This is a genomic window from Saccharopolyspora shandongensis, from assembly GCF_900106995.1.
In the GTDB taxonomy this organism is placed as follows: Bacteria; Actinomycetota; Actinomycetes; order Mycobacteriales; family Pseudonocardiaceae; genus Saccharopolyspora; species Saccharopolyspora shandongensis.
Genome location: NZ_FNOK01000002.1, coordinates 104,393 through 116,077, shown reverse-complemented (window position 1 = coordinate 116,077; position 11,685 = coordinate 104,393). Strand labels below are relative to the sequence as shown.

Below are 11,685 nucleotides of genomic sequence, written 5' to 3'. Positions count from 1 at the left end.
GCCACGCAAACTGAGGTTGGAAAAACCTCAATCTAAACCGCACGCAGGTGCCCAGTTTCAATTGAAACTGCCGGATGCACCGCAATGACCGAACCGGCGACGAGTTACCCGATCGGGGCGCTAGCCTGCTGTGGGACTCAATCACGTCGTAAGGGACCGGATGGACAAGCGGTTGATCGACTGGACCGGCGAGCGCTGCGTGCCGTGGACCGATGACGTCCAAGTCATCTACGAGCACTACCACCGCTACGCCCTCGCGGCCCGCTTCGTGCGCGGCAAGCGGGTGCTCGACCTCGCCTGCGGCGAGGGCTACGGCGCGGCGATGCTGGCCGCCGAAGGCGCCGAGGTGGTCGGCGTGGACATCGACCCGGAGACGGTCGAGCACGCCCGGCACAACTACGGCGGCCGCGACGTCAGCTTCCAGGTCGGCTCGATCACCGATCCCGAGCTGCTCGCCGACGCCAAGCCCTTCGACGTGATCGTCTGCTTCGAGGCGATCGAGCACGTCGAGGACCACGACGCGGTGCTGGGCCTGGTCCGGTCCCGGCTCGTCCAAGGTGGACTGTTCCTGAGCAGCACCCCGGACACGGCGGTCTACTCGCACGAGCACGGCAACGAAAACCCGTACCACGTCAAGGAACTCACCGCGGACCAGTACGAGAAGCTGCTGGAGGGCGCGTTCCGGCACGTGGCGGTGCTGAAGCAGAACGTCACCGTCGGATCGCTGCTCACCCCCGCCGACCACGGCGACCCGGACACCGCGATCGAAGGCGTCCGGCTGCAGACCATCCAGGGTCGCGACGGCGAGTGGTCGGTCCGGCAGGGCGTGCCGCACACCTACCTGCTCGGCATCGCCTCCGACAAGCACCTGCCGAAACTGCCCGCCGCGGCGCTGCTGACCGACGCCGACCTCACCCTCATCCGCCGCGGTGGCGACGTCGCGCCGATCATCGAACAACGCGACGTGGCGGTCGCGGACGTCGCCAAGCTCAACGAGCTCTACCAGCGCAACCGCGCCGAGGCCGAGGAGCTCAAGAACTCGATAACGCGGCTCGAAGAGCTGCGGAAGAAGGAAGAACAGCGCGCCGACCAGGGCGTCCGCGAGCAGGCGCAGCTGCGAGCCGAGCTGGACCGCATCGGCGGCGAGCTGCAGGAGACCCAGCAGAGCGCGGAGCGCGACTCGGCGCGCATCGAGTGGCTGCGCGAGACCGTCGCGCGGCTCGAAGGACGCGCAGCGGACGCCGAGCGGCAAGCGGCGGAACTCGGTGCCGCGAACGCGGAGCTCGCGGCGCAGAACTCCGCGCTGGTGCAGCGCGCGGTGACGAAGTACCGGAAGGTCATCGAGCGCGTGGCGCCGCGCGGCACCGCTCGGCGCGATGCGTACGAGATCGCGCTCGGCCGCAAGCCCGGCGTGCCGCAGGTCGACGAGGCCGTCGAGACCGGGCCGCTGCCGGTGCCGCACAGCGACAAACCGCTGGTCAGCGTGATCGTGCCGGTGCACGGCAAGTGGCCCTACACCCGGCAGTGCCTGCGGTTCCTCGGCGGGCACCTGGTGTCCGTGCCGTTCGAGGTGATCGTCGTCGACGACGCCTCGCCGGACGACAGCGCCGAGAAGCTCGCCGCCTGCGAGGGCGTCCGGCTGGTGCGCGCCGAGCGCAACCTCGGATTCATCGGCGCCTGCAACCTCGGCGCCGAGCACGCGCGCGGCGAGTACCTGTTCTTCCTGAACAACGACGCCGAGGTCACCGAGTCCTGGCTGGACATCCTGATGGACACCATCCGCGGTGACGAGCGCATCGGGCTGGTCGGGGCCAAGCTCGTCTACCCGGACGGCCGGCTGCAGGAGTGCGGCGGCATCGTGTGGGCCGACGGCAACGGCTGGAACTACGGCCGCAACACCGCCAACGGCGGCGCCGAGTTCGATGTCGTGCGCGACGTCGACTACTGCTCCGGCGCGGCGATCCTGGTCCGCACCGACGTGTTCCGGCAGGTCGGCGGCTTCGACACCCGGTACGCGCCCGCCTACTACGAGGACACCGACCTGGCGTTCGCGGTGCGCGCGGCCGGCTACCGCACCGTGGTGCAGCCGAAGGCCATCGTCGTGCACCACGAGGGCGTGTCCAACGGCACCGACCTGAACACCGGCGTGAAGAGGCACCAGGAGCTCAACCGCAAGGTGTTCGTGGAGAAGTGGGCCGAGACGCTCGCCGCCGAACACCTGCCGGAAGCCTCGCCGCGCAACCTCTGGCTCGCCCGGCAACGCGGCACCCGCGGCCACCACGGGCCGATCGTGCTGGTCAAGGACCACCAGGTGCCGCGCCCGGACTTCGACTCCGGCTCGGTGCGGATCCGCCGGGTGCTGGAGCAGTTCGTCCAGCTCGGCTGCCGGGTGGTGTTCTTCCCCGGCAACCACGCGCGCCTGGAGCCCTACACCACGCAGCTGCAGCAGCTCGGCGTCACGGTGCTGCCGGAACCCCAACTGCAGCAGGCTTTCCTGCACGAGGCGGGCTCGGAGATCTCGCTGGCCCTGCTGTCCCGCCCGCAGGTCGCGTGGAGCCTCGTCGAGGAGCTGCGCACCTGCGCGCCGCAGGCCGCGATCGCCTACGACACCGTCGACGTGCACTTCCTCCGGCTGGAGCGGCAGGCCGAGGTCGCCGAGCAGCAGGGCGATGCGGCGCGGGCGGAAGCGTTGCGGCGCAAGGCGTTCGCGTCGCGGCAGATGGAGCTCGGGCTGACCCGCGCCTGCGACGTCACGCTGGTGGTGTCCGAGGCGGAGCAGGCGCTGCTGCGCGAGCTGGTGCCGGACGCCGACGTGCGGGTGCTGTCCAACGTGCACGAGGTCGACTGGAGCCCGGCGAAGCCGGCGGGACGCAAGGACCTGCTGTTCGTCGGCAGCTTCGACCACCCGCCGAACGTCGACGCGGTGCGCTGGGCGGCGCGCGAGATCATGCCGCTGGTGCGGGAGAAGTGCCCGGACGCGGTGCTGCACGTCGTCGGCAGCAACCCGACCGACGAGGTTCGCGAGCTGGCCGGGCGTGGCGTGCAGGTGCACGGCTGGGTCGCGGAGCTGGAGCCGCAGTACGCGGCGAGCCGCGTGACCCTCGCGCCGCTGCGGTTCGGCGCCGGCGTCAAGGGCAAGGTCGGCGAGAGCCTCAGCCTCGGGGTGCCGGTGGTCGGCACGTCGGTGGCGACCGAGGGCATGCACCTGACGAACGGCCAGGACGTGCTGGTCGCCGACGACGCGGCGGGGCTCGCGGAGGCGGCGGTCCGGTTGCTCACCGACGACGACGCCTGGCAGCGGATGTCGGAGGCGGGCAAGAAGGGCATCGCGGCCCAGTTCGGCCCGGATGTCTCCCGGGCGGCCCTCGAAGGCCTCCTCACCACCACCGACTACGAAGCCTGACCCGGCGCGGAGGCCGTGAGTCCTTTAGGCAGCTGTAGCAGCTGTTTTGGATGTGGTGGGGTGCGGTAGGGCGGGTTTTGCCTTTTGCGGCGGCGCAGCCGCTTAGCCCACCAACGCCGCTTGCACCGCCGCGGGTTCTCAGGGGTCTTCTCGCGAGGACGGCCCCGACACGACGTATTGGTCATACGCGTGTCGGGGATCCCGGAGTCGAGAAGGCCCCTGAGATTCCGCTACCCGCACCGCTGTGCAAAACGAGTTCGGGAACAGGTTTTTCAGTCGCGGACGGTCGGGGGCAGGTGGTTGACCTGCTGGTCGAGAGTTGACTTGAACGACTGCTTGACCGCCGACTTCTGGTCCGACGGGCCGGTGGCGTCGATGATGATCGCCCAGTTGTGCGCGACGTAGGCGGTGCGGAAGACGCCGCCGGCGTTCACCACCTTGACGCCCTGGTACGACAGGTCGTCCACTTCGGACAGTCCCTGCTGGGCGCCCAGGTACTGGTCCACGACCTGCTTGGCGGCGTTCGCGTCGGGCAGCTGCAGCGCGAGCAGCGTCGTCTTCGGGGTGCCCTCGGCGCCGTTGAACCAGCCGTCGATCAGCCCGCGCTGGATCGCGGAGTCGAGCACCGCCTTCGGCTGCAGCAGACCGGCCTTGGCGCCCTGCAGGCTCGGCAGGTCGAGCGGCCCGGACCACGGGTGCGCCGGGCCGGGCGCGGCGACCAGCACCTCCTGCGGGCTGGCCGGGGGGTTCGGGTGCGCCGGCGGCGGCGCGGGCAGCTCCTGGGTCTGCACCGGGGGCGGCGGCGGAGCGGCGGTCGGCTCGGTCGGCGTGGTCCCGCCGCCGGAGGTGAAGTAGAAGATCCCGGCGACGATCAGGCCGACCAGCAGCACACCGCCGATGGACAGCCCGGCGATCAGCTTGCCCTTGCCGGGCTTGCTCGCCGTCTCGAACACTTCGGGGCCCTGCCGCATCCACGACGCGTCACCGTGCTCCGGCGTCCCCGGCAGGTCGTCGCCCCACGGCGTACCCGTGGTCTCGACGGGACCCCAGCCCTGCTGCGGGCCCCACTGCGGCTGCGGCGGGCCCCACTGCGGCTGCTGGCTGAGGCTGACCACCTGGGTGCTCTCGGAGTCCGACTGCGGCGGCACCTGCTGCTGTTGCTGCGCCTGCTGCTGGGGCTGAGCCTGCTGTGCCTGCTGCTGGGGCTGCGCTTGCTGCTGAGCCTGCTGCTGCGCGAGCGGGTTGGGCACGACCTGCGTGGCCTCGCTCAGAGACCCGCCCTGCTGCTGCGGCTGCTGCTGAGGAGCGGACTGGGCGGCGTCGCCCCAGCTGAACGCCGGGGGGAACGGGCTGGACTGCTGCTGTTGCTGCGGCGGCTGCTGCTGCGGGAACCCGCCCGACGACGGCCCCGCCTGCTGCGGGAATCCGCCGGACTGCGGTCCGGCCTGCGGGTCCTGCTGCGGGAATCCGCCGGAAGACGGTCCGGCCTGCGGCTGTTGCTGGGGGAAGCCACCGGAAGACGGGTTCTGCTGCGGGAATCCGCCGGACGCGGGTGCGCCCTGCCCGTTCTGGGCCCGACCTAGCACGGCGTCGCGCCGCTGGCGGTACTCCTCGGCGGAGATCCGCCCCGCCGCGAGTTCGGCGTCGAGATTTTGCAGCTCGTCTTGCCAGGTCACCGATGCGCCCTTTCCCAGAATTCGCTCGAACGCCCCCATTGCGATCGACCGCCATTCTGGCACCCGCAAGGGGGAACGCGGGGCACCGGCCGGATAACGATCCAATGGGTGGTCTGGCCCGACCGGGTCGTGAGGAGGTAATGGGTCCACAACCGTCAGGTCGCGGGCTAGGCTACGCAGCGTTGACCTTGGCGGCCGGGGACATGACTTGATGGGGTGATCTGGGTGGATGACGCGCGGGTCGTCCACACCCGCCCCGAGTGGTTCGCCGAGCCGCACCACGGGTTCGCCTGGATCCGCATGATCGGCGCGCTCGTGGTGATCTACGGGCACAGTTCACCGCTGGCCGGAACGGGCGACCTGTTCCCGTCGGACTGGCCGCTGCAGCCCGACGAGGGCGTCCTCATGGGCTTCTTCGCGATGAGCGGCTTCCAGATCACGGAGAGTTGGGTCCGCGATCCCCATCTGGGCAGATTCGCCGCGAAGCGGGTCCTGCGCCTGTGGCCGCCGATGCTCACGGTCTCGTTCGCCATGGCGCTGATCGTCGGCCCGATGATCACGACCCTGTCCGTCGGCGACTACTTCGCGGCCAACGGCACCTGGGGTTACGTCATCAACAACGCGGGCCTGCTCACGCTGAAGCACGAGCTGCCGGGCGTGTTCGTGGACAACCCGTGGCCGAACGCGGTCAACGGTTCGCTGTGGACGCTGCCGATGGAGCTGATCGCCTACGCGGGCCTCTACGCGCTGCTGCTGGTCGGCGCCGCGAAGCACCGCTACCGCTGGGTGATGGCGGTGGCGCTGATCGCGCTGATCGCGTGGGACCGGCACCTGGAGCAGCTGCCGGGTTCGGAGTCGGCGGGCTCGTTCTTCAGCGTGCCGGTCGAGTCGCTGGTGGCGTTCCTGGTCGCGTTCGCCTTCGGCGTGCTGCTCAACCTGTACCGGATCCCGCTGTCGCCGCTGGCGGCCGGCGCCGGGCTGGCGGTGCTGGTGCTGATGCCCAACAGCATCACCGGCTCGTTCTGGATGACCTTCGCGGTCAGCTACGCGGTGGTCGTGGCCGGGCACTTCTGGCCGTCGCGGCTGACGGTGCCGGGCGTGTGGGTCAACGGCAGCTACGGCGTGTACGTGTGGGGCTTCCCGATCCAGCAGCTGCTGGCGATGGCCGGGATCCACAACCAGTGGCTGATGCTGATCTGCGCCGCCCCGCTGGCCTACTGCATCGGCACGCTGTCCTGGAAGTTCATCGAAGAGCCGACGATGAAGTTGCGCCACTACTTAACCCCGGCGCCGAAGAAGAAGGAACCCGAGCCGGTCGAGGAAGATCTCGAAGACCTCGACGAGGTCGACGAGGACCCGGAAGACCTCGACGACCTGGACGACCTCGAACCGGAGGAGCCGGAGGCGGTCACGCCCGCGCACGAGGCGACGACGAAGCGCCGCCCGCTGCCGCGCCCACCGGCGCCCAGCCCGGAGCCACCCCGCGCCCGCCCCGGCCGCCCGGGAGGCAGGCCCGCGAGCGGCCCGTCGCGGCCGAGCACCCCACCTGGCGGCACGCCGCGCCCCGCCGGATCACCGGCCGATGTGGCACGTCCGGGCAGCGGCACCCCGCGTCCGGCCGGACCGCCGAGCGACGCCCCACGTCCGAACGGCGTCGACCGGCAGCGCCCCGGCACTCCGCCGAGCGGCACCCGGATCGACGGCGTGCCCAGACCGGACGGCGCACCCGCGCCTCGACCGGACGGCCCGCAGCGTGCCCGGCTCAACGGCCTGCCGATGAACGGCGCCCCGCTGCCGCCCGCGCGTACCCGCCGCTCGGCGGAGCAACGGCCGCCCCGCCTGCCCGCGCCGCCACCGGACGAATCGGTGCTGGCCAAGCGGCTGTCCGGGGACCTGGATGCCGGGCCGCCGCCGGCCCGCCGCCCCGGCGGTCGCCATGCCCGCCCCGAGCCTCCGCCGGCCCCGGCGGAGGAAACCCGGCCGGTCCGGCCGTATCCCAAGCGGCAGGACGGCCAGTGAGCAACGCGTACCCTCGGATGCATGGCGCTTTTCGGTGACAAGACCAGGCTGATCGACCCGGCCGAGGCCCTGCCGGGCCGGTCCACCCCGCTCCCGGTGGCGGCGGAGCACGCGGTGTTCCCGGACCGCCGGATCGTGCCGCCGTTCCCGGCGGGCTACGCCACCGCGGTGGTCGGCATGGGCTGCTTCTGGGGCGCGGAGCGAACCTTCTGGCGCACCGACGGCGTGTGGTCGACGGCGGTCGGCTACGCCGGCGGCTTCACGCCCAACCCGACGTACGAAGAGGTGTGCTCGGGCCTGACCGGCCACACCGAGGCGGTCCTGGTGGTGTTCGACCCGGCGGCGATCAGCTACCAGCAGGTCCTGAAGGTCTTCTGGGAGAACCACAACCCGACGCAGGGCATGCGCCAGGGCAACGACATCGGCACCCAGTACCGCTCGGCGATCTACTACGCCGACGTTGCCCAGAAGGCGGAAGCGGAAGCCAGCGCGGCGGCCTTCCAGCAGGCCCTGACGGCGGCGGGCCTCGGCGAGATCACCACGGAAATCGCCCCGCTCAAGGACTTCTACTACGCGGAGACCTATCACCAGCAGTACCTGAGCGACGCGAAGAACCCGAACGGCTACTGCGGCCTGGGAGGCACGGGGGTCTCCTGCCCGGTCGGCCTGAACGTCCCCAACGAGGCCTGATCGAGGCCGACGAGCGGTTCCGGACCCGCGCGGGTCCGGAACCGCTGTGATCAGGTGCCGATGACGTGCGGGTGGAGGTTGGCGGCTTCCGCCGGGGTCGTGCAGCCCGTCATCGTCAGGGTTTGGGCGAACTCCGCCGTTATCCGGCGCAGGACGTTCAGGACTCCCTGCATCCCGCCGCGGGCCAAGCCGTAGAGGACCTGGCGCCCGATCAGCACCGACGACGCCCCCAGGGCCAGCGCCCGGACCACGTCCGTGCCGGTCGTGATGCCGCTGTCGACCACCACGTCGAAGCCGCGGTCGGTCGCGTGCAGCGCGCGGTTCACGCGCGGCAGGGCCAACGCGGTCGGCAGCGCGCAATCCAGCTGCCGCCCGCCGTGGTTGGACACCACCACCCCGGCCGCGCCGGCGGCCTGGGCCCGCTGCGCGGCCTCGGGCGACAGGATTCCCTTGACGTACACGGGCAATCGCGTCGAAGCGATGAGCTCTTCGATGTCCGGCCAGCTCAGCGAGGGATCGATCTCGGCACTACCGGCCATGACCGGTTCGACGTCGACCCCGGGCCGGTAGCCGACGAACCGCTCCCGTTCCGAGCCCCGCTGAACGGGGGCGTCCACGGTGATCAGCAGCGCGATGCACCCGGCGTCCTCGGCGCGTGCGACCAACTGCCGCCGCAGGGCGGCGTCCCGCAGCCAGTAGAGCTGGAAAGCGCACCGGGCCCCGGACTTGGCGATGTCCTCGATCCGGGCGGAAGCCATGGTCGACACGGCGACGGGAATCCCGACCTCGGCGCAGGCGGCGGCGATCTCCAGGTCCCCGTGCGGCCAAACCTGAGCGGGCAGCCCCATCGGAGCAACGGCGATCGGAGCCTCCGAAGCAACCCCGAAGACGACGGAACCGCTGGACCGGCGCGAAACGTCGGCGGGCAACCGGTGTTCGAGGAAGACGCTGTCCCAGGCCCGCCGGTTGGCGAGCTTCGAGGTCTCCTCAGCCCCGGCGGCCCCGAAGACGAAGGCCCAGGTGGGCGCGCTGAGCACGGCGCGAGCGGCGGCCTCTTCGCCGGCAGGGGTGAAAGGCGCAGGTGGTTCCTCCGCCATCGCAACGACCTTTCTCCCACCAAAAAACCGACAAAACCATGATGAACCCCACCACCACGGGCAAAAAGAGTCCATTCAGCTGCTTGTCGAACAAAACCCGCCCGAACCCGACCGGGCAATCGGCCCAACCCGGAAACCAAAACCCGCACGGCCGAAGGCCGACAAACCCAGAACACGGCCGAAGGCCGCCCCCAACCACGACACGGCCGAAGGCCGACGACCCAAGACCATTCACCCCACGGCCGAAGGCCGACGACCCCACACCACTCGGCCGAAGGCCGACGACCAGCGCCAACATCGTCTTGCGAACGAGACCACCGGCCCCAACCATCGACCCATGACGGACCACGTATACCGAGTAACAGAAGTAGTGGGCTCTTCAAAGGAGGGAGTGGACGACGCAATAAGAAAAGCGGTGCACAGAGCATCCCAAACGCTGAGAAACGTGGACTGGTTCGAGGTGACGAACGTGAGAGGCCACGTGGAGAACAACGAACTGGGCCACTACCAGGTAACCCTGAAAATAGGCTTCCGCCTGGAAACCTGAAAAAAGCAACCGAGCAAAGCAAGGCGACACCCCAGAAGTACAAGGCACCAACGATGCCAAGGCAACGGTGAGGCGGGCCGCAGCGAAGCAAGGCAAGAAAAGCTGGTCCCTGACCAGGCCGGGAACGCTACCCCTCGCAAGGAGCGAGCAAGAGGTGGCCACCGCACCGTAGGGGGGTTTGGGGGGATTCGATCCCCCCAATGAAATGGCGAGGAGCCGAGGTCGAACGAAGTCGACACACGGCTCCCAGCTCCGAGCGGATGACGGGACTCGAACCCGCGACCCTCACCTTGGCAAGGTGATGCGCTACCAGCTGCGCTACATCCGCGTATTCAGCGCCCTGTTGGGCTGTTGGTGACTACTTTAGCTCATCGTTTCAACCCCGTTCACCGGGGGCCCTCAACGGCTCGGGGCGCTGGTCGCGCGGGTCGGGGTGATGCGCAGGAGGACGCGGTGTTCCTCCTGCATGGCCTGGCGGTAGGCGGCCCAGTCCTCGTGCTCGCCGGAGATGCTGCGGTAGTACTCCTCCAGGAGGGGGAGGGCGGCCGGGAGCGCGACGATCTCGACGGTGCCTTCGAGCTGGATCCAGCGGCCGAAGAACTGGTCGGGCAGGACGCAGAGCCAGGCGCGCGGGTCGCGGCGCAGGTTGCGCACTTTGGCGGCGCCAGCGACAGTGCTGACAGTGACGTGTCCGGCGCTGTCCGTGGTGGTCAGCACCGGTGTCATCTGGGGTGTGCCGTCGGCGCGGAGCGTGCTGAGCACGGCGCGGTGCTGGTTGCCGATCACTTCGCGGGCTTCGTCGAGATCCACTTCGACCTCCGTGCGGTGTCTGGTGACAGCCGTGGACTTGGGGGTCCACGGTAGCGATCGCGCTGGTCGCGCGCTGTCGCCGCGGCTGGTCGTTGGGGGGAAGTTCATGGGGATGCGTGACGATGTCGCCGGGGGTCTGCAGCCGGACGACCGGGTGCTGCTGGTGCGGTTGCGGGCGGGCGATGATCTCGCCTACGGCGATCTGTACCGGCGGCACGCGCCTGCGGTGCGGCGGTTCGCGTTGAGCATGCCGCGGCCCGGGATCGACGTCGACGACGTGGTCGCCGAGGTGTTCTTGCGCACATTGCGCGCGGTTCGGGGCGGCTGCGGGCCGCGGGATGCGATCCGCACCTACCTGTTCACGGTGGTGCGCCGGGTGCTGGGGGAGTGGGCGGCCGCCCGCCGGGACGAGCCGATGAACGCCGACGAGCTGGGCGAGCACGCGCCGCGGCAGCGCGATCACCAGTTCGTGCAAGCCGAGGGCGAGTTGCTGGCCCGCGCGTTCAACCGGTTGCCGGCGCGGTGGCGCGAGGTGCTGTGGCGGACCGAGGTGGAGGGGCATCGGCCCGCCAGCCTGGCCGATCAGCTGGGTTTGACGCCGAATGCGACGGCGGTGCTGGCGCACCGGGCGCGGCGCGGGTTGCGGGAGGCCTACGAGGAGGCGGCCGAGGTGCCCGGCCGCCGGGCTGCGGGGTGTTCGCGCCGCGGTTGATCGTTCGCGTTCGGGGTTGGCCGGGCGCCGCTCATGATCGACAATGGGCCTGGTTCGGGGACGACTATCACCCGTCGGGCCCATGACGTACGCGGTACCGTTGCTTCACCCTCGGTGACCGACGGGATTCGAGTGGCGAGACGATGTTCCGAAGCGACCAGCCCGGGTGGGCGGGGAGGCGACGATGAACCGGGTGGTGCGGGGTTCCGACGGCCGTGAGTGGACCATCAAGGCGAACCTGGAGTGGTCCAACCCGATCGCGGCGGACGAGTTCGAGCACGACGTGAACGGGGGCTCGGCACCGGCGATCCTGATGGGCGCGGTGTTCCTGTTCCTGGTCGTGATGTTCGTGGTGTGGACGCCGGACGAGGTGTACGTGCCGAGCTGGTTGATCTTGCTGCTGATCGCGGCCGTGCTGTTCTTCCCGGTCCGCTGGGTGCTGCGGCGCCCGTGGACGGTCACCGCGGCCACCCCGGGCGACGACGACGAGAACCCGCCGGAGACCTGGGTGGGCGTGGTGCGCGGCTTCTTCGACGTGCGCCAGGAGGTTTCGTCGGTGTCCCGGCACATCGAGCTGTACGCCGAGCCGGACATGAACGGCAGCCTGCAACCCGTCGAGTAGTCCCGCCCCCTTCAAGGGTCGCTGAGTCCGCCGCCGATGAGCAGCACGCGTAGCCGGGTTGGGCGCACTGCCAGGCGGCGGGGACTCTGACCGATCGGGCCGACGATGC

Annotated in this window: 9 protein-coding genes and 1 tRNA gene; 6 read left to right on the top strand and 4 right to left on the bottom strand. The window is 70.3% G+C overall.

Translation table 11 applies throughout. The annotated features are described in order from the left end of the window. Positions 1 to 160 precede the first annotated feature (160 nt). Positions 161 to 3,403 (top strand): glycosyltransferase, encoded by a 3,243-nt coding sequence (locus tag BLW84_RS02305; protein WP_093260728.1) that lies wholly within the window; start codon positions 161 to 163, stop codon positions 3,401 to 3,403. A gap of 272 nt (positions 3,404 to 3,675) precedes the next feature. Here the strand turns inward: BLW84_RS02305 and BLW84_RS02300 are convergent, their stop codons facing one another. Continuing rightward, on the bottom strand, positions 3,676 to 5,079 hold the full coding sequence (locus BLW84_RS02300; protein ID WP_093261085.1) for a hypothetical protein: 1,404 nt from the start codon (positions 5,077 to 5,079) through the stop codon (positions 3,676 to 3,678). Between the two features lie 225 nt (positions 5,080 to 5,304). Here BLW84_RS02300 and BLW84_RS49790 point away from each other — a divergent pair, with 225 nt between their 5' ends. Both BLW84_RS49790 and msrA read left to right on the top strand, forming a co-directional pair. Continuing rightward, positions 5,305 to 7,098: an acyltransferase family protein gene (locus tag BLW84_RS49790; RefSeq protein WP_281247352.1), complete on the top strand. Its 1,794-nt coding sequence runs from the start codon at positions 5,305 to 5,307 to the stop codon at positions 7,096 to 7,098. A gap of 21 nt (positions 7,099 to 7,119) precedes the next feature. Next, on the top strand, positions 7,120 to 7,788 hold the full coding sequence (gene msrA, locus BLW84_RS02290) for a peptide-methionine (S)-S-oxide reductase MsrA (RefSeq protein ID WP_093260723.1): 669 nt from the start codon (positions 7,120 to 7,122) through the stop codon (positions 7,786 to 7,788). 50 nt (positions 7,789 to 7,838) lie between these two features. Here msrA and BLW84_RS02285 read toward each other — a convergent pair whose 3' ends face one another. Beyond that, on the bottom strand, positions 7,839 to 8,885 hold the full coding sequence (locus BLW84_RS02285) for an alpha-hydroxy acid oxidase (RefSeq protein WP_177226228.1): 1,047 nt from the start codon (positions 8,883 to 8,885) through the stop codon (positions 7,839 to 7,841). 337 nt (positions 8,886 to 9,222) lie between these two features. On the opposite strand from BLW84_RS02285, the gene BLW84_RS02280 reads away from it, so the two are divergent. Continuing rightward, on the top strand, positions 9,223 to 9,432 hold the full coding sequence (locus tag BLW84_RS02280) for a dodecin (protein WP_093260719.1): 210 nt from the start codon (positions 9,223 to 9,225) through the stop codon (positions 9,430 to 9,432). 255 nt (positions 9,433 to 9,687) lie between these two features. On the opposite strand, the gene BLW84_RS02275 is transcribed toward BLW84_RS02280, so the two are convergent. Both BLW84_RS02275 and BLW84_RS02270 read right to left on the bottom strand, forming a co-directional pair. Further along, a tRNA-Gly gene (locus BLW84_RS02275) sits at positions 9,688 to 9,760 on the bottom strand. Between the two features lie 71 nt (positions 9,761 to 9,831). Then, positions 9,832 to 10,242, bottom strand: a complete 411-nt coding sequence (locus BLW84_RS02270; protein ID WP_093260717.1) for a PPOX class F420-dependent oxidoreductase — start codon at positions 10,240 to 10,242, stop codon at positions 9,832 to 9,834. 112 nt (positions 10,243 to 10,354) lie between these two features. On the opposite strand from BLW84_RS02270, the gene BLW84_RS02265 reads away from it, so the two are divergent. After that, positions 10,355 to 10,954, top strand: coding sequence for an RNA polymerase sigma factor (locus BLW84_RS02265; protein WP_093261083.1), 600 nt, complete (start codon positions 10,355 to 10,357; stop codon positions 10,952 to 10,954). A gap of 184 nt (positions 10,955 to 11,138) precedes the next feature. Next, a complete protein-coding gene (locus BLW84_RS02260; protein ID WP_177226227.1) occupies positions 11,139 to 11,576 on the top strand; it encodes a DUF983 domain-containing protein in 438 nt (145 codons plus the stop codon). The last annotated feature ends 109 nt before the right edge of the window (positions 11,577 to 11,685 follow it).